At 60.2% G+C, this 16,608-nt stretch carries 16 protein-coding genes, 1 pseudogene and 1 other annotated feature; of the genes and pseudogenes, 7 read left to right on the top strand and 10 right to left on the bottom strand.

The features are described from left to right. The first annotated feature begins 22 nt into the window (after positions 1-22). On the top strand, positions 23-766 hold the full coding sequence (gene tonB, locus ACMGG9_RS12560; RefSeq protein ID WP_033643281.1) for a TonB system transport protein TonB: 744 nt from the start codon (positions 23-25) through the stop codon (positions 764-766). A gap of 69 nt (positions 767-835) precedes the next feature. Here the strand turns inward: tonB and yciA are convergent, their stop codons facing one another. Both yciA and ACMGG9_RS12550 read right to left on the bottom strand, forming a co-directional pair. Then, positions 836-1,264, bottom strand: a complete 429-nt coding sequence (gene yciA / locus ACMGG9_RS12555; RefSeq protein WP_004932085.1) for an acyl-CoA thioester hydrolase YciA — start codon at positions 1,262-1,264, stop codon at positions 836-838. 76 nt (positions 1,265-1,340) lie between these two features. After that, positions 1,341-1,880, bottom strand: coding sequence for a septation protein A (locus ACMGG9_RS12550; protein WP_033643280.1), 540 nt, complete (start codon positions 1,878-1,880; stop codon positions 1,341-1,343). 221 nt (positions 1,881-2,101) lie between these two features. Here ACMGG9_RS12550 and ACMGG9_RS12545 point away from each other — a divergent pair, with 221 nt between their 5' ends. Continuing rightward, positions 2,102-3,805, top strand: a complete 1,704-nt coding sequence (locus ACMGG9_RS12545; RefSeq protein ID WP_346423567.1) for a SulP family inorganic anion transporter — start codon at positions 2,102-2,104, stop codon at positions 3,803-3,805. Between the two features lie 50 nt (positions 3,806-3,855). On the opposite strand, the gene ACMGG9_RS12540 is transcribed toward ACMGG9_RS12545, so the two are convergent. Together ACMGG9_RS12540 and ACMGG9_RS12535 are read right to left on the bottom strand one after the other, a co-directional pair. Then, positions 3,856-4,608 (bottom strand): YciC family protein, encoded by a 753-nt coding sequence (locus ACMGG9_RS12540; protein WP_033643278.1) that lies wholly within the window; start codon positions 4,606-4,608, stop codon positions 3,856-3,858. Positions 4,609-4,642: 34 nt separating this feature from the next. Continuing rightward, a complete protein-coding gene (locus ACMGG9_RS12535; protein ID WP_033643277.1) occupies positions 4,643-5,083 on the bottom strand; it encodes a YkgJ family cysteine cluster protein in 441 nt (146 codons plus the stop codon). Between the two features lie 286 nt (positions 5,084-5,369). Here ACMGG9_RS12535 and ompW point away from each other — a divergent pair, with 286 nt between their 5' ends. After that, positions 5,370-6,002 (top strand): outer membrane protein OmpW, encoded by a 633-nt coding sequence (gene ompW, locus ACMGG9_RS12530; RefSeq protein ID WP_099785823.1) that lies wholly within the window; start codon positions 5,370-5,372, stop codon positions 6,000-6,002. Between the two features lie 44 nt (positions 6,003-6,046). Here the strand turns inward: ompW and ACMGG9_RS12525 are convergent, their stop codons facing one another. From ACMGG9_RS12525 to ACMGG9_RS12500, 6 genes and pseudogenes are all read right to left on the bottom strand, one after another. Beyond that, a complete protein-coding gene (locus ACMGG9_RS12525) occupies positions 6,047-6,361 on the bottom strand; it encodes a BON domain-containing protein (protein ID WP_046898934.1) in 315 nt (104 codons plus the stop codon). 218 nt (positions 6,362-6,579) lie between these two features. Continuing rightward, the gene (gene trpA / locus ACMGG9_RS12520; RefSeq protein ID WP_047574957.1) at positions 6,580-7,386 is read right to left on the bottom strand and encodes a tryptophan synthase subunit alpha; all 807 of its coding nucleotides are present in this window, start codon (positions 7,384-7,386) and stop codon (positions 6,580-6,582) included. Next, a complete protein-coding gene (gene trpB, locus ACMGG9_RS12515; RefSeq protein WP_187181470.1) occupies positions 7,386-8,591 on the bottom strand; it encodes a tryptophan synthase subunit beta in 1,206 nt (401 codons plus the stop codon). The genes trpA and trpB overlap by 1 nt, the downstream gene beginning before the upstream one ends. Positions 8,592-8,617: 26 nt before the next feature. Beyond that, positions 8,618-9,979: a bifunctional indole-3-glycerol-phosphate synthase TrpC/phosphoribosylanthranilate isomerase TrpF gene (gene trpCF / locus ACMGG9_RS12510; RefSeq protein ID WP_089191876.1), complete on the bottom strand. Its 1,362-nt coding sequence runs from the start codon at positions 9,977-9,979 to the stop codon at positions 8,618-8,620. A gap of 3 nt (positions 9,980-9,982) precedes the next feature. After that, positions 9,983-11,579, bottom strand: a pseudogene (trpD, locus tag ACMGG9_RS12505) (bifunctional anthranilate synthase glutamate amidotransferase component TrpG/anthranilate phosphoribosyltransferase TrpD). Beyond that, on the bottom strand, positions 11,579-13,141 hold the full coding sequence (locus tag ACMGG9_RS12500; protein WP_042784677.1) for an anthranilate synthase component 1: 1,563 nt from the start codon (positions 13,139-13,141) through the stop codon (positions 11,579-11,581). The pseudogene trpD and the gene ACMGG9_RS12500 overlap by 1 nt, the downstream one beginning before the upstream one ends. Before the next feature lie 24 nt (positions 13,142-13,165). After that, positions 13,166-13,269 (bottom strand) — a sequence feature (Trp leader region). A 252-nt stretch (positions 13,270-13,521) separates the two neighbouring features. Between ACMGG9_RS12500 and rnm the strand changes: the two genes are divergently transcribed. The 4 genes from rnm to ACMGG9_RS12480 all read left to right on the top strand — a co-directional run bounded on the left by rnm (position 13,522) and on the right by ACMGG9_RS12480 (position 16,492). Beyond that, the gene (rnm, locus tag ACMGG9_RS12495) at positions 13,522-14,403 is read left to right on the top strand and encodes an RNase RNM (protein ID WP_033643269.1); all 882 of its coding nucleotides are present in this window, start codon (positions 13,522-13,524) and stop codon (positions 14,401-14,403) included. A 47-nt stretch (positions 14,404-14,450) separates the two neighbouring features. Beyond that, positions 14,451-15,071: an L-threonylcarbamoyladenylate synthase gene (locus ACMGG9_RS12490; protein ID WP_197755895.1), complete on the top strand. Its 621-nt coding sequence runs from the start codon at positions 14,451-14,453 to the stop codon at positions 15,069-15,071. Between the two features lie 115 nt (positions 15,072-15,186). Continuing rightward, positions 15,187-15,546 carry a Rap1a/Tai family immunity protein gene (locus tag ACMGG9_RS12485; protein ID WP_016927523.1) on the top strand — a complete coding sequence of 120 codons (360 nt, stop codon included), beginning with the start codon at positions 15,187-15,189 and terminating at the stop codon, positions 15,544-15,546. 148 nt (positions 15,547-15,694) lie between these two features. After that, positions 15,695-16,492 (top strand): alpha/beta fold hydrolase, encoded by a 798-nt coding sequence (locus ACMGG9_RS12480; protein ID WP_147838011.1) that lies wholly within the window; start codon positions 15,695-15,697, stop codon positions 16,490-16,492. Positions 16,493-16,608 lie beyond the last annotated feature (116 nt).

Here is a 16,608-nt window from a genome sequence, read left to right as displayed (position 1 = left end):
AACCAGAGGAAACAGAATCATTATGCCGCTAAAAAAGATGTTCCTTAATCGCCGTATATCCGTGCCTTTCGTCTTGTCCGTAGGCCTGCACAGCGCCCTGGTGGCGGGACTGCTTTACGCTTCGGTAAAAGAAGTGGTTGAGCTGCCAAAGCCTGAAGAGGCGCCGATCAGCGTCATGATGGTCAACACCGCCGCGATGGCTGAACCGCCGCCGCCTGCTCCGGCAGAACCGGAGCCGCCGCAGGTGGAACCTGAGCCGGAACCTGAACCAGAACCTATTGTGGAGCCGCCGCCGAAGGCGATTGTGAAACCGGAGCCGGTCAAGCCGAAACCGAAGCCCAAGCCAAAGCCGAAGGTAGAAAAACCGGTGAAACCGGAGCCGAAGAAGGTCGAGCCGCGCGAGCCTTCGCCGTTCAATAACGACTCGCCGGCCAAACCGATCGATAAAGCGCCGGTGAAACAAGCGCCCGCCGCGCCGGTACAGGGCAACTCGCGCGAGGTCGGGCCAAAACCGATCAGCCGTGCGGAACCGATTTATCCGCCGCGCGCCAGAGCCTTGCAGATCGAAGGCAACGTGCGGGTGCAGTTCGATGTCGACAGCGATGGCCGCGTGACCAACGTGCGCATCTTGTCGGCTGAGCCGCGCAACATGTTCGAGCGTGAAGTGAAACAGGCGCTGCGCAAATGGCGGTATCAAGCCAAAGAAGCGAAGGATCTTATCGTCAATATTCGTTTCAAGCTGAACGGCACCACCGAAATGAACTGATTTCGGTTTGCGCCAAGAAAAAAGGGTCGCCTCGGCGACCCTTTTTGCATTTGCGGCGCAGCCGCAGGGTTACTCTTCGAAGCCGACGCGGAAATTCATTTTACCCTCAGGCAGCGCGCGCGAGTTGCCTTCCGCATCGACCGCCACGTAGGTGAACACCGCTTCGGTCGCCCGGTAGCGTTGGCCGATTGGGGCGGAGGAGACTTTCTTTACCCACACTTCGATATTGATGGTGATCGAGCTGCGCCCGGTGCGGATGCAGTGCGCATAGCAGCAAACCACGTCGCCTACCGCCACCGGTTTCAGGAAGGTCATGCCGTCTACGCGTACCGTCACTACGCGCCCCTCGGCGATCTCTTTTGCCTGGATAGCGCCGCCGATGTCCATTTGCGACATCAGCCAGCCGCCGAAAATATCGCCGTTGGCATTGGTATCGGCCGGCATCGCCAGCGTGCGCAGCACCAGCTCGCCGCTGGGTAAAGGTCGTTGTTGTGTCATAGCAGTCTGCTTTTAAAAGGAGGGAATCACATCATACTGCCCGCGGCAAGCGCCGCAGGCATTAACAAATTTGTAACTATTTTTTCTGTTCTGCCGGCATGTGCCGGTAAATATAGATGCCGCTGAGCAGGGTGAATACCAGCGTCAGCACCGTCAGGCCAAAGACTTTGAAATTGACCCAGACGCTTTGCGGCAGCCAGAAGGCGACATAGATGTTCGCCAGGCCGCAGGCCAGGAAGAAGAGGGCCCAGGCCAGGTTGAGGTTGCTCCACACTTTGTCCGGCAGCGTCAGCTCTTTGCCCAGCATGCGCTGAACCAGCGGCTTTTTGAGCACCCACTGGCTGATCAGCAGCGCCAGCGCGAACAGCGCGTAAATCACCGTCACTTTCCACTTGATGAATAAATCGTTGTGGAACACCAGCGTCAGGGTGCCGAACACCAGCACCATCAGGAAGGTGATCAGCGTCATCTTCTCGACCTTGCGGTATTTCACCCAGGTGAACACCAGCGCCAGCGCGGTGGCGACGATCAATGCGCCGGAAGCGACGTAAATGTCGTACAGCTTGTAAAAAGCGAAAAAGACAATTAACGGGAGGAAATCAAGAAACTGCTTCATAAATCAATCCATCATCTGTTCATCGGCCGACTATACCGGATTCGGCGAGTTCTGTGTACCGCCGGGCGCTGCCGATTATCGGCGTTTGGCCGGCGGATTTCTGCCGCGAAAGCAGGAATTTGCATAAACTTACGCAAGAAAGCACGGGCGCATTGCCAGCGCTGGCCGCAGATCGCATAGTAAGTGCCATAATAACCAGATAATTTACCGCGGAAAACAGCATGCAGTGGAAATCTCTCCAGGCCCTGACGCCTGGTTTGACGCATTTATTGGGCTATCAACGCAGTTGGCTCAAACCGGATATGCGCGCCGGTCTTTCCGTCGCCGCCGTCGCCTTGCCGGTGGCCATCGCCTACGCCGAACTGGCCGGGGTTAGCCCGGTGGTGGGGCTTTATTCCTGTATCTTGCCGATGGTGACCTATGCGCTGTTCGGTTCGTCACGCCAGCTGATCGTCGGGCCCGATGCCGCCACCTGTGCGGTGATCGCCGCGGTGGTGACGCCGCTGGCGGCGGGCAATATGGAACGCCATTGGCAGTTGACCATCATGATGACCGCGATGATGGGCGGCTGGTGCCTGTTGGCCAGCCGGTTCAAGCTGGGGGCGCTGGCGGATCTGCTGTCGCGGCCGATCCTCAGCGGGCTGCTGAACGGCGTGGCGCTGACCATCATCGTCGATCAGATCGGCAAGGTGTTGGGGTTCACAGTGCGCCCGGCGCAGCTGATCGAGCGCATCTACGCGCTGCCGGCCAACCTGTTGCACAGCGACTGGCTGACGATGGCGGTGTCCTTGTTGACGCTGGTGACGCTGCTCGGATTTAAAAAATGGCGGCCTAACTGGCCGGCGCCGCTGTTCGCCATCGTGCTGGCGGCGTTCGTCACCTGGGCGGGCGGATTGCAGCAGTATGGCGTGGTGACGGTGGGCGGTTTCAGCGGCGTGTTGCCGATCGTCCAGTGGCCGGACTTTCAGCCCGGGCTGCTGCGCGACATGGTGATCCCGGCGCTCAACCTGGCGGTCGTGAGCTTTGTCAGCATGATGCTGACCGCCCGCAGTTTCGCGGCCAAAAATGGCTATGAGGTCAACGCTGACGCTGAGTTTCGCGCGCTGGGGATGGTGAATATCGTCTCCGCATTGTCGCAAGGCTTCGCCATCAGCGGGGCGGATTCGCGCACCGCGGTGAATGACGCCAACGGCGGCAAGAGCCAGCTCGTGTCGATCATCGCCGCCGCGGTGATCGCTTTCGTCTTGCTGTTCCTGATGGCGCCGCTGCAGTTTATTCCGGTGGCGGGATTGGGCGTGGTGCTGATGTATGCGGCCTGGTCGCTGCTGGATTTTCGCGGCATCTGGATCTTGCGCCGCCGCAACGCGCAGGCTTTCCGCCTGGCGATATTTACCTTCCTCAGCGTCTTGTTGGTCGGGGTGATCAGCGGCATCGGGCTGGCGGTGTTGCTGGGGCTGATGCAGTTTCTACACACCGTCTTTCGGCCGACGGAACAGCTGCTGGGCGTTAACGACGAAGGCATGATCCATTCCATGGGCAACAACAATGGGGTGAAGGCGGTGCCCGGCGTCATGATGTATCGCTTCAATTCGCCGCTGACCTACTTCAACGTGGCCTACTTCAAACGCCGCATTCTCAATTTGGTCGACAGTACGCCATTCCAGCCGCGCTGGGTGGTGGTGGACGCGGTGGCCAGCTTTACCCATGCCGATATCAGCGTGCTGGCGGCCATCGACGAACTGAAACGCGATCTGTTGCAGCGTAACGTCAAACTGGTGCTGGCCGGGCGCCGTACTGAACTGACGCGCTGGTTCCGCATCAATCGGTTGGGACGGGACAAGGAGCTGATTTTGGTGCCGGATCTCTATCTGGCGCTAAAGCTGATTCAGAGTAAGGAACAGGCGGAAGCCGCGGCGGTGGGGTAAACAAAAAGGGGCGCGCCGAAGCGTGCCCCTGGGCATTTGTTGCGCCGGCGTTAGCCGCGCAGCAGCATATACAAACGGAACAGATAGATCAGCAGCAGGGCGGAGACCAGGTTGCTTAACGCGGTCAGCACGACGCTGGCCACGTTCGGCGTCAGCACTGACAGATGGCTCACTAAAAACAGCACCAGCAGCTTGGCCGCCAACCACAGCATCATTGCCGGCACAATCACGCGCGCATTGGCGAAGGCCAATTTGCTGCTCAGCTTGAGTGAAGCGAAGACGCCTTTCTTGTCGACGGAGGCGATCACCGGCGCCAACGCGAAGGCGATAGCCATGATCACGCCCGGCACCACGAACAGCGTCAGGCCGAGCTGGATCAGCAAGGTGCAGATAAACAGCAGCAGCAGCAGGCGCGGCAGATCGGGCGCCGAGGCGCCGAGCGCGCGCAGGGCGCTGGTGCGTTGCCCCTGAGACACCAGACGGATCAACGTCAGCATCCCACCGACCAGCAGCACGTTGCCGACCAGCGCGGAGAACGTGGCGGCGGCCGACACTTTCAGCAACACCATCTGCTGTTCCGGCGTCATCTGCTGGATCACGTCCTGAATGCCCATGCCGGTCGACGACGCGAAATCGCTGGTGGAGGCGGCCAGCGTCGCCAACTGTTCGGCATCGGGGCTGAAAGCTTGGTTCAGCAGCACCGAGATAAACGCCGTCAACAGCGCCAGCATCAGGATGCTGGCCAGTTGATTGCGTAAAAAGTTAAAACTGTCACGGTACAAAGCGTTGGCCGTGATAGGCATGCAGACTCCTTGGCGTCGAGAAAACAGAGATAAATCAGTGGGTGATTGTACCCTGTTCCACGCCGCTGTGGCACCCCGCGAATTGCACTACGTCTATTTCTTCAACGATCGTCGTCTCAGGCAACGACAGCGGCAAGGGCACCGGCAAGGGGGGCAGGCCGTAGCGTTCTCGAGCGCGATCGCAGGCTTCGTTGCGCAGGCCGTTTTCACCGGACTGATCGAACTCTCTGCACGGGCTTGGCCGATTAAGATAAATCGAGCACGACACGGCTTTGCCAATCTCGCCGTCCAGCGCGGTGCAGCGCGGAGACTTGCTGTTGGTCCCCTGCATGCAGCGCAGGAACGGGGTCAGAGGCTCCGTCAGGGAAAGGGGAACGGTGCCGCCGCCGTCTTCGGCTTCGGCCCAATAGAATGACACTCGAAAATAACCGCAGCATGCGCCGCAGCTGACACAGGGATTAAGGATTTCGCTCATCTTGATTGCCCGCCGACTCCTCACGGCACCAACCAAAACCAACACGGAAGATGAAATTACCTCAGCCGTATTTTTTTCCGCAACTGAAATTTGAACATGTAGATAATTTGCAACAAAATCGTTTTTTTGATGCAGATCAATCCTTGATTTATTAAGCGGTTAGGTAACCTTGTTTTTGGTGGGATTTTAAAATTTTACACATAAGATGTGATCTCGATGGGATCACAAATACCCGAAAGTAGGTATATTCCCCCTCGAGAGATTAACCACACAAATGGAATGGATAATGAAAAAGACAACTCTGGTGGTATTGGCGACGATGATGGCGCCTATGTTGGCAAGTGCGCATCAGGCCGGTGATTTCCTGTTCCGTGCGGGCACCGCGACGGTGCGTCCAAATGCGGGCTCGGACAACGTATTGGGTTTGGGATCGCTGGATGCGAAAAACAATACCCAGCTCGGTTTGACCTTCGGTTATATGGTGACGGACAACATCGGCGTTGAGTTGTTGGCCGCGACACCGTTCCGCCACAAGGTTACCCTGGGCGGCACCGATCTGGCGACCGTTCATCAACTGCCGCCTACGCTGATGGCGCAATACTACTTCGGCGACAAGCAGGACAAACTGCGTCCTTATCTGGGCGTCGGCGTTAACTACACCACTTTCTTCGACGAGAAGTTCAACGACTACGGCAAAAGCGCCGGGTTGAGCAACCTCGATCTGAAAGACTCCTGGGGCGTGGCGGCGCAGGCCGGTCTGGATTACAACCTGGATGAGCACTGGATGCTGAACATGTCGGTGTGGTGGATGAACATCGAAACCAAAACGCGTTTCAACGACGCGAGCGGTGGGCACCACAGCTTCGATACGCGGTTGGATCCGTGGGTGTTTATGTTTGGGGCGGGTTACCGCTTCTGATGAAGGCCGCAAACAGGGAGGCATTGCGCCTCCCTGTGTCGGTATTATTTAACCTGCATGACGTTTTCAACAGATTTCACGCCGGCCACGCCGCGTGTGACCTGCACCGCACGGTTGGCGTCATCGCTTGACGTCACGAAGCCGCTCAACTGCACGCGTCCTTTAAAGGTTTCCACGCTGATTTCGCGCGACTTAATGTTTTTATCCGCCAGCAGCGCCGATTTCACTTTGGTGGTGATCACGGTGTCATCGATATAACCGCCTGTTCCCTCCGATTTCGCCGTCGGTGCGCAAGCGCTCACCGCGACCGCCACAACGGCTGCCATGCACAAGGCCGAAAGGGTTTTAAACAGCTTCATAAATTACTCTCCATGCAATGTTATGGTTGAAATTCGATGCGGTTTTTTCGCCGCAGCGAGCGCATTCCCCAAATCAAATGAAGAAATGCATAGCGAACAATGTTTATTGTGAGACAAGACGCGGGTTTGTTCAAATTTTTGCTGTAAATAAATAGAACAAACTTTGAGGGGAAACAAGCTGTTAAAGCGAGCGCCGGCAAGGCGCTCGCCGAAGGGGATCACGCGCGGGTCGCGTGCTTCATCGCGCTGACGAAGGCCGCCAGCTTGGTCAGCATTTCCGCCGGGTTGGCATGGTGCCGTTCGATGATTTTGACGATTGCCGATCCGGAGATGGCGCCGGCGGCGCCGGCCTGCAGCGCAGCCTTCACCTGCTCGGGCTCGGAGATGCCGAAGCCCTGCAGCGGCGGCGCGGCGTGATACTCGCGCAGTTTGTTCACCAGGTGATGCAGCGGCAACTGCGCCCGGCTTTCGGTGCCGGTGACGCCGGAACGCGACAGCAGGTAGGTGTAGCCGCGACCGTGTGAAGCGATCTCTCGCAGCAGATCGTCGTCGGCGTTCGGCGGGCAAATGAAGATGGGCGCGATACCGTGGCGCACGGCCGCGGCGCGGAACGGCGCCGATTCTTCAAACGGCACGTCGGCGACCAGCACCGAATCCACGCCCACTTCCGCACAGCGTTGGTAAAAGGCATCGATGCCCTTATGGAACACCAAATTGGCGTACATCAGCAGGCCGATGGGAATGGTCGGGTGCTTCTGACGAATGGCCGCCAGCAGCTCGAAACACTGGGTCGGCGTAACGCCGGCGGCGAAGGCACGCAGCGTCGCGCTCTGGATGGTTGGGCCATCCGCCAACGGGTCGGAGAAGGGGATACCCAGCTCCAGCGCGTCCGCGCCGGCTTCGATCAGGGTGTCGATAATCTGCAGCGACAGCGCCGGATTAGGATCGCCCAGCGTCACGAACGGGACGAAGGCGCCTTCCTTGCTGCTTTCCAGACGCGTGAACAGTTGCTGATAACGTTCCATCAGATTTCTCCCCGTGCTTTCAAAATGTCGTGAACGGTAAATATGTCTTTGTCGCCGCGGCCGGACAGGTTGACCACCAGGATTTGCTCTTTTTGCGGCGTTTCACGGATCATTTTCAGCGCGTGCGCCAGGGCGTGTGAGGATTCCAGCGCCGGGATGATGCCTTCATGGCGCGACAGCGCCTTGAACGCTTCCAGCGCTTCGTCGTCGGTGATCGACACGTATTCGGCGCGACCGGTGCTGTTCAGGTAGGCGTGTTGCGGCCCGACGGACGGGAAGTCCAGCCCGGCGGAGATTGAATAGGATTCTTCAATCTGGCCTTCGGCGGTCTGCATCATCGGCGCCTTCATGCCGAAATAGATGCCGACGTGGCCATGCTTGAGCGGCGCGCCGTGCTGGCCGGTCTCGATGCCCAAACCGGCGGGTTCCACGCCGATCAGCCCAACGTCGACGTCATCGATAAAATCGGCGAACATACCGATGGCGTTGGAGCCGCCGCCGACGCAGGCGATGACCGCATCCGGCAGGCGGCCTTCGCGCTCCAGCACCTGCGCTTTGGTTTCTTCGCCGATCATGCGCTGGAATTCACGCACGATAGTCGGGTACGGATGCGGGCCGGCGGCGGTGCCGAGCATGTAGTGCGCGGTTTCATAGCTGCCGGACCAGTCGCGCAACGCTTCGTTGCAGGCGTCTTTCAGGGTGGCGGAGCCGCTGTGCACCGGGATCACTTCCGCGCCCATCAGCCGCATGCGGAACACGTTCGGCGACTGACGCTCAACGTCTTTGGCGCCCATATAGATGCGGCATTTCAGGCCGAGCAGCGCGCAGGCCAGCGCCGACGCGACGCCGTGTTGGCCGGCGCCGGTTTCCGCGATGATCTCGGTTTTGCCCATGCGCTTGGCCAGCAGGGCCTGGCCCAGTACCTGGTTGGTCTTGTGCGCGCCGCCGTGCAGCAGATCTTCCCGCTTCAGATAGAGCTTGGTGTTGCTGCCGGCGGTGAGATTTTTGCACAGCGTCAGCGCCGTAGGGCGGCCCGCGTAGTTCTTCAACAGATCGATGAATTCCGCCTGAAACGCCGGATCGCGCTGAGCGCTGACAAAGGCTTCTTCGAGTTGTTTCAGGGCCGGCATCAGAATTTGCGGTACGTATTGACCACCAAATTCGCCGAAGTAGGGGTTAAGCAGCGTCATGAGAGTTCCCGTCATTATCCGTTATTAATGTAGAGCCGTATTCAGTAAGCGCGCAGGGTTTGGAAGACCGAGGCCAGGCGCGCGGGATCTTTGATACCCGGTTCGCTTTCCACGCCGGAATTGAAGTCCAGCCCGGCGCAGCCGAGCTTGGCCGCTTCGACGCAGTTGTCGGCGCGCAGACCGCCCGCCAGCATAACGTTGGTCAGATCTTCGCCTTGCAATACCGACCAGTCGAAGCGTTGGCCGGTGCCGCCTGCGCCGTTGTCCAGCAGATAGCGATCGACATGCTGCAGATCGCGCGCCGGCACCCGTTCTTTCACGCTCAGCGCTTTCCAGATGCGGCAATCGGCCGGCAAGCGGGCGCGCAGGGCGCTGATATAGGCCTGGTCCTCCGCGCCGTGCAGTTGCACCGCCTGCAGACCGAGGCGCTCTACGGTCAGCGCCACGGTATCAAGCTGGGCGTCGCAGAAGACGCCGACGTACTTCAGCGGCGCGCCGGAAATGACTTCGCGGGCGCGGACGATATCCACATAGCGCGGCGAGCGGCCGACGAAAATCAATCCGCCGTAGATGGCGCCGGCCTGATACGCGGCGGCGGCGTCCTGTGGGCGAGTCAGGCCGCACACTTTATTGTCGCCCAGGATCACACGGCGCACGGCGGCGCGCAGATCGGGTTCCGACATCAGCGCGCTGCCGATCAGGAAACCGTTGGCGTAGTGGCTGAGCTCGCGGATCTGCCCGTAATTGTTGATGCCCGACTCGCTGATCACCGTCACCCCATGCGGCACGCGCGGCGCCAACTGCCGGGTGCGGTCCAGATCGATGCTCAGATCGCGCAGATCGCGGTTATTGATGCCGACCACGCGGGCTTCCAGCGCGATCGCCCGCTGCAGCTCTTCTTCACTGATCACTTCGGTCAGCACGCCCATATTGAGGCTGTGGGCCACCGCCGCCAGCTGGCGGTACTGTTCGTCGGTCAACACCGACAGCATCAGCAGGATAGCGTCGGCCTGATAGTAGCGCGCCAGGTAAATCTGATACGGGTCGATGATAAAGTCTTTGCACAACACCGGTTGGCTGACGGTTTTGCTCACCAGCGGCAGGAAATCAAAGCTGCCCTGGAAGTATTTCTCGTCGGTCAGCACCGAGATCGCCGAGGCGAAATCTTTATAGACCGTGGCGATCTCCACCGGATCAAAGTTCTCGCGAATCAGCCCCTTGGAAGGCGAGGCCTTCTTGCATTCGAGAATGAAAGCCGTACGGGTGCCCTGCAGCGCGTGGTAGAAGCTGCGTTCGCTCGGTACGATGTCATTCTGAAAGCCGGCCAGGGGCTGTTGCTGTTGTCGCGCCGCGATCCATTGCGCTTTGTCGCGGACAATCTTGTGTAGCACGGTTTCCTGCATTATTTATCCTCTTGCCGCCAGTGCGATGACACGCTCATAGGCCTGCCCGCTGTTGATCATATCCAGTGCCTGCCGCGCATTTTGGCGCAGGTCTTCATGTCCGAATAACTTCAGAAGCAACGCGACGTTGGCCGCGACCGCCGCAGCGTGCGCCGGCTCGCCTTTACCTTGTAACAGCCGCGCCAAAATGTCACGGTTTTCTTCCGGCGTGCCGCCCAGCAAGGCCTCCAGCGGATAGGTTTCCAATCCGAAGGACTGCGGCGTGAGCTGATAACTGCAGATTTCGCCGTTGTTCAATTCCGCCACGTGCGTTGGGGCGTGGATCGCCACCTCGTCCATGCCGCCGCCGTGAACCACCGCCGCGCGCTGATAGCCCAGCACGCGCAGGGTTTCGGCGATCGGCAGCACCAGTTCCGGGCTGTAAACGCCGATCAGCGCCAGCGGCGGACGCGCCGGGTTGATCAGCGGGCCGAGCACGTTGAACAGCGTGCGGGTCTTCAACTGCTGGCGTACCGGCATGGCGTGACGGAAGCCGGTGTGGTACTGCGGCGCAAACAGGAAGCACACGCCAAGATCGTCCAACGCCTTGCGCGCCTCTTCCGCCGGCAGATCCAGACGGATACCGAATGCCGCCAGCAGATCCGAAGAGCCGGAGCGGCTGGAGACGCTGCGGTTGCCGTGTTTGGCGATTCTCGCGCCGCACGCCGCCGCCACAAAGGCGCTGGCGGTGGAAATATTGATGCTGTTGGTGCCGTCGCCGCCGGTGCCGACGATATCGGCAAACAGATAGTCAGGGCGCGGGAACGGTTGAGCATCTTCCAGCAGCGCTTTGGCGGCGCCGGCGATCTCTTCCGGGCGCTCGCCGCGGACTTTCATGCTGATCAGCGCCGCCGCCAGTTGGCTCGGCTCCAGTTCGCCGCGCACGATGGCGCTGAACAGCTGTTGGCTTTCCTGCTGGCTCATCGATTCAGCGCGGTACAGTTTCTCAAGGATAGGTTGCATCGTCGTGTTCCTTTTATGACTTCGCCAGCGCCCAGGCCAGGGTCTGCTCAAGCAGGCGCGCGCCATGGGTGGTCAGAATCGATTCCGGGTGGAACTGGAAGCCGCATACGCGGCGGCGATCGTCGCGTACCGCCATCACCATCTCGCCGAATCGGGCGTTGACGGTCAGATCGGCCGGGATGTTGCTGCCGACCAGCGAGTGGTAACGCGCCACCGGCAACGGGTTGGCCATGCCGGCGAACATGCCTTCACCGTCGTGAACGATCGCCGAGGCTTTGCCGTGCAGGATTTCCCCCGCCTGGCCGACCTGGCCGCCATAGGCTTCGACGATCGCCTGGTGGCCGAGGCAGATGCCGATGATCGGCAGCCGGCCGCGCAGGCGTTGCAGCAGTTCCGGCATGCAGCCCGCTTCGGAAGGGGCGCCGGGGCCCGGCGACAGCATCAGCACCGGCTGTTCCATCTGCGCCAGACGCTCGATGATCACCTCGGCGGCGATCTGGTTACGATAAATCACCACCTGGTGGCCGCTGGCGCGCAGCTGATCGACCAGGTTGTAGGTAAAGGAGTCGACGTTGTCGAGCAGCAGGATATCGGCCATCAGAACACCTCCTTGGCATGGTGCGCAGTGGCGATGGCGCGCAGCACGGCACGGGCTTTATTACGGGTTTCGTCGGCTTCCGCCTGCGGGATGGAGTCCAGCACGACGCCGGCGCCGGCCTGCACGGTGGCGATGCCGTCTTCGACGTAGGCTGAGCGAATGACGATGCAGGTATCCAGATCGCCGGTGGCGGTAAAGTAGCCTACCGCGCCGCCGTAGCTGCCGCGGCGCGTGCCTTCGGAGGCGGCGATCAGCTGCATCGCCCGCACTTTGGGCGCGCCGCTCAGGGTGCCCATATTCATGCAGGCCTGGTAGGCGTGCAGCACGTCGAGATCGGCGCGCAGGGTGCCCACCACGCGGGAAACCAGGTGCATGACGAACGAATAGCGATCCACTTTGGTCAGGTCGGCCACGTAGCGGCTGCCGGCCTGGCAGATGCGCGCCAGATCGTTGCGCGCCAGATCGACCAGCATCAGGTGCTCGGCCAGCTCTTTGTGGTCGGTGCGCATTTCCAGCTCGATGCGGCTGTCGAGATCCAGATCCAGTGAACCATCGGCTCGGCGGCCGCGCGGGCGGGTGCCGGCGATCGGGTAGATTTCGATCTGGCGATTGCCCGCGTCGTATTTCAGCGCGCTCTCCGGCGAAGCGCCGAACAGGGTGAACTCGTCATCTTGCATGAAGAACATGTACGGGCTGGGATTGTTGTCTTTCAACGTCTGGTAGGCCGCCAGCGGCGCCGGGCACGGCAGGGAGAAGCGGCGCGACGGCACCACCTGGAAAATCTCGCCGTGACGGATCGCTTCCTGCAGCCCGCTGACCACCGCGCCGTACTCTTCGTCGCTCTGGTTGCAGCTCAGCTGCATGTTTTCCAGCTTTTGGTGCGGGATTGGCTGCGGGGTTTGTTTCAATTCGGTCTGCAATTGCGCCAGACGCTGCTGCAGGCGTTGTATTTCACTCGCTTGCTCGCTGAAGACGCTGGCCTGCAATCGGGCGGAACCGCGTTGATGATCCAGCACCAGCAGGGTTTCCGCCAGATAGAAGCAGAAGTCCGGGCAACGTTGATCCTGGCGCAGCGCCGGCAGGTTTTCGAAACCGGCGACCAGATCGTAGGCGAACAGGCCGCCCAGCATCACGGCTTCACGCTCGTCCGCCGGGGAGTCGACCAGGGTCAGCAGCGTGCGCAGCGCGTCGAATACCGACAGGGAGCGCAGGCGCGCGTCTTCGTCCTGCACCTCGTCGATCGCCGGGAAGGTCAGCTCGCGGCCGTTTGGGCGCGCCTGAATACTGACCTCGGGCGGCAGCGCTTCGTCCAGCAGCGGCAGCAGCGCCGCGCCATTGGCGGTGAGCGCCTGCACGCTGACGGTGTGACCCAGCGCGGTGATGCGCAGCGCGCTGTCGATCACCAGCAGGCTCTGCAGATTCTGTTTACTGTTGATTTCCGCCGATTCCAGCAGCAGGGTGGCCGGCCGGGCGCCGCACAGCTGGTGGAAAAGGGTGGTGGGATCGCCCCGGTAACTGGCCTGCGCCTTCAGTAATGTCAATTGTGGTTTGATGTTCATCATCGGTGGTTCCAGTGAATTCTGTCCATAAAAAAGCCCGCATCAGGTGCGGGCTCAGGAAATCTGCATTGTCAGATGACAGCTATGCGCGATTACACCGCCCGCAAGAGGGAGGTACGCCACCAACCGTGAAGAGAAATGTATGTGTTCATTTGCAGACTCTCTTTGTTAACTCTCATCCGACACGGCCACTGCCGTGAACTTGTGTACTAGTTAACTGGTTCGCGAGGGCAAAGTCAACCCCCTTTTTGTACAATGTTTTAGCGGTCAGCGTGAATTCTGTTCATCATCCCGCCCGCGCGCCCAACCGGGGCAGAATAGATTTCCGTCCGGCCGCCGATCGCAGGTATGATAGAAAACCAAGCCATTGCCGGATAGCCGTTTTGACAGACAGTAACCCTCAATCCACCGCTTTTACCCTGTACGATCTCCACAGCCATACGACCGCCTCCGACGGCTACCTGACGCCGACGCAGCTGGTGCAGCGGGCGGTAGAGATGCGCGTGGGGGTGTTGGCGATCACCGATCACGACACGACCGCCGGGCTGGCCGAGGCCGCCGCCGCCATCGCGGAGCAGGTGTTGCCGTTGCGGTTGGTCAATGGAGTGGAAATCTCGACGCTGTGGGAAAATCATGAAATCCATATTGTTGGGTTGGGTATGGACGTCGCGCATCCGGCGCTGGTGGCGCTGTTGGCGGAACAAACCGAACGCCGCAACCGGCGGGCGCAGGAGATCGGCGTGCGGCTGGGCAAGGCGCGTATTCCCGACGCCTATGCCGGCGCCCAGCGCCTGGCCGGAGCCGGCGCGGTGACCCGCGGCCATTTCGCCCGTTACCTGGTGGAGATCGGTGTGGCGGACAATATGGCTCAGGTGTTCAAGAAATACCTGGCCAAGGGGAAAACCGGCTATGTACCGCCGCAGTGGTGTACAATAGAACAAGCCATTGATGCGATTCATCAATCGGGCGGCCAGGCGGTGATGGCGCACCCGGGCCGTTACGATTTGACCGCGAAATGGCTGAAACGCTTGCTGGCGCATTTCGCCGAACACGGCGGCGACGCCATGGAAGTGGCGCAGTGTCAGCAGGCGCCGCATGAGCGCACTCAGCTGGCGAAATACGCGCAAGACTACCGCCTGTTGGCCTCGCAAGGCTCTGATTTCCATCAACCTTGCTCGTGGATCGAACTGGGGCGCAAGCTGTGGCTGCCGGGCGGCGTCGAGCCGGTGTGGCGCGATTGGCCGCAGCCGGGCCAGGCGGTCTGATTTTACGCGCGTGGCAACGCGCGCGGGCATTATTTTAGGAGCAAGTCATGAGTCAGCTTTTTTATATTCACCCGGACAACCCGCAGCCGCGCCTGATCAACCAGGCGGTAGAGGTGCTGCGCAAAGGGGGGGTGATCGTCTATCCCACCGATTCCGGCTATGCGCTGGGCTGCATGCTGGAAGAGAAGGCGGCGATGGAGCGCATTTGCCGCATCCGTCAGCTGGACGGCAACCACAACTTTACCCTGATGTGCCGCGATCTGTCCGAGTTGTCGACCTATGCTCACGTCGATAATACGGCGTTCCGTCTGATCAAAAACAATACGCCGGGCAACTACACGTTCATTCTGAAAGCGACCAAAGAAGTGCCGCGCCGCCTGATGAATGAAAAGCGCAAAACCATCGGCCTGCGCGTGCCGTCGAGCCCAATCGCGCTGGCGCTGTTGGAGGCGTTGAACGAACCGATGATGTCCACCACGCTGATGCTGCCGGGCAATGATTTCGCCGAGTCCGATCCGGAAGAGATCAGCGATCATTTGGGCAAGGTGGTCGATCTGGTGATCCACGGCGGCTTCCTCGGCCAACAGCCGACCACGGTTATCGATCTGACCGAATCCTCGCCGGAAGTGGTGCGCGAAGGCGCCGGCGACGCGGCGCCTTTCCGCTGATGTAAAATATTGCCACCTTGCCCATTGTCTGAAAAACGGCTGAAGCGACGCTATTTCGCGTGAAAGCCGCTATTCTTGAAGACTTCAGAATTGATAATGGGCAGGATGCGCAGCAATGATTAAACAGGTTTCTTTTTTAGCGGCCTTATTATTTTCCTCAATGGCGAATGCGGGTTTTTATTCGGGCAGCGGTTTGCTGGCGGAATCCGGCGGTTACGTAAAAAATAAAAGCGGTGAAGCCACCGTGGCCGAAGCGCTGAATGGCGGCATGTTTATGGGATACGTCGCCGGCGTATTCGATACCTATTCCATGCAGGGCAATCGCAATATCTGCCCAGAGGCCGGAATGAGCATCGGCGTAGCCGCCGACGCGGTAATGCAGTACTTGAACGAACATCCCGAGCAACTGCATTATTCCGCACCGTCGGTGATTATGCTGGCGTTGAGCGCCGCCTATCCCTGCGTGCGCCATTAAATTCCCATTCCAATAAGTGCGCATTTTTTCATAAGGTGCGCTCGGGTCTTTTCCGCACGAACTTCAATAGATCATGACCTGCTGCGCTGTCACCCTTAGCCCGTCGGTAATTCCCGAACGGGTCGGGGAGAGACGCGCAGGAGGTAATATGACCGCATTTCACAGTGCCAACATGACGCTCGATTATCAGGATATCGGCTCAGGGCCGCTCACGTTGGTGTTGCTGCCCGGCTGGTGCGAACCGAAAACCGTGTTTGAGCCGTTCATCGCGCTGGCGGCCGACCGTTATCGGACGATCAGCCTCGATTGGCGTGGCCACGGCCTGTCGTCAAAAGCGGCGGAGATGTCGCTGACGGCGGACGATTTGCTGGAGGATGTGCGCCAATTGCTGACGGCGCTGCGTTTGGACAACGTGATCACCCTGTCGGTGGCGCACGCCAGTTGGTTGGCGGTGGCGTTGGCCGAGGCGTTGCCGCAGCAGGTGCAGGGCATGGTGTTTCTCGATTGGATCATGACGCAGCCGGAGCCGGCGTTCTTTACGGCGGTGAGCCGCATGCAGCAGCCGCAGCAGTGGCTGGCGGCGCGCGACGCCTTGTTCGACTTCTGGCAGGGCGGCATCCGCCACGATCGGGTCAAACGCCATCTGGAGGTCGAGATGGCGCAGGAAGATGACCGGCTCTGGCGCGCCGCCGGCGTGGCCATCGAACAGGCCTACCGGCAATTCGGTTCGCCGCTGCAACGCCTGGCGGGGATGAGCGCGCCGCCGCCGTGCCGGCATATTTACTCGCTGGATCGCCACGATGACTATCTGCGGCAACAGCAGGCATTTGCCGCCGAGCGGCCGTTTTTCTCCGTGGCGCGTTTAGAAGAGGCCCGCACTCACCTCGGCATTCTGGAACGGCCCGACGCGGTGCTGAGGGCGGTGGAGGACTTCTTGGCGCCGTGAACGCCGCTTGGGGTCACCGCCGATAAAGTGGGTTTCAACACCTTAGAAAGCCTGTATAATGCGCGGTTCGATCCTGATAAACGTATTATTACCGTTGCGGCGATTGGCCGCGGCGG

Origin of the sequence: Serratia sp. BNK-10, from assembly GCF_047456065.1 — a bacterium.
Classification (GTDB): domain Bacteria; phylum Pseudomonadota; class Gammaproteobacteria; order Enterobacterales; family Enterobacteriaceae; genus Serratia; species Serratia ureilytica.
Note: the sequence above shows the minus strand (reverse complement) of the source record. Positions and strands in the feature narration are given on the sequence as shown.

Coding starts and splice junctions, on each gene's coding strand:
- tonB (WP_033643281.1), top strand. CDS start 23: ATGCCGCTAAAAAAGATGTTCCTTAATCGCCGTATATCCGTGCCTTTC.
- yciA (WP_004932085.1), bottom strand. CDS start 1,264: ATGACACAACAACGACCTTTACCCAGCGGCGAGCTGGTGCTGCGCACG.
- ACMGG9_RS12550 (WP_033643280.1), bottom strand. CDS start 1,880: ATGAAGCAGTTTCTTGATTTCCTCCCGTTAATTGTCTTTTTCGCTTTT.
- ACMGG9_RS12545 (WP_346423567.1), top strand. CDS start 2,102: ATGCAGTGGAAATCTCTCCAGGCCCTGACGCCTGGTTTGACGCATTTA.
- ACMGG9_RS12540 (WP_033643278.1), bottom strand. CDS start 4,608: ATGCCTATCACGGCCAACGCTTTGTACCGTGACAGTTTTAACTTTTTA.
- ACMGG9_RS12535 (WP_033643277.1), bottom strand. CDS start 5,083: ATGAGCGAAATCCTTAATCCCTGTGTCAGCTGCGGCGCATGCTGCGGT.
- ompW (WP_099785823.1), top strand. CDS start 5,370: ATGAAAAAGACAACTCTGGTGGTATTGGCGACGATGATGGCGCCTATG.
- ACMGG9_RS12525 (WP_046898934.1), bottom strand. CDS start 6,361: ATGAAGCTGTTTAAAACCCTTTCGGCCTTGTGCATGGCAGCCGTTGTG.
- trpA (WP_047574957.1), bottom strand. CDS start 7,386: ATGGAACGTTATCAGCAACTGTTCACGCGTCTGGAAAGCAGCAAGGAA.
- trpB (WP_187181470.1), bottom strand. CDS start 8,591: ATGACGGGAACTCTCATGACGCTGCTTAACCCCTACTTCGGCGAATTT.
- trpCF (WP_089191876.1), bottom strand. CDS start 9,979: ATGCAGGAAACCGTGCTACACAAGATTGTCCGCGACAAAGCGCAATGG.
- ACMGG9_RS12500 (WP_042784677.1), bottom strand. CDS start 13,141: ATGATGAACATCAAACCACAATTGACATTACTGAAGGCGCAGGCCAGT.
- ACMGG9_RS12490 (WP_197755895.1), top strand. CDS start 14,451: ATGAGTCAGCTTTTTTATATTCACCCGGACAACCCGCAGCCGCGCCTG.
- ACMGG9_RS12485 (WP_016927523.1), top strand. CDS start 15,187: ATGATTAAACAGGTTTCTTTTTTAGCGGCCTTATTATTTTCCTCAATG.
- ACMGG9_RS12480 (WP_147838011.1), top strand. CDS start 15,695: ATGACCGCATTTCACAGTGCCAACATGACGCTCGATTATCAGGATATC.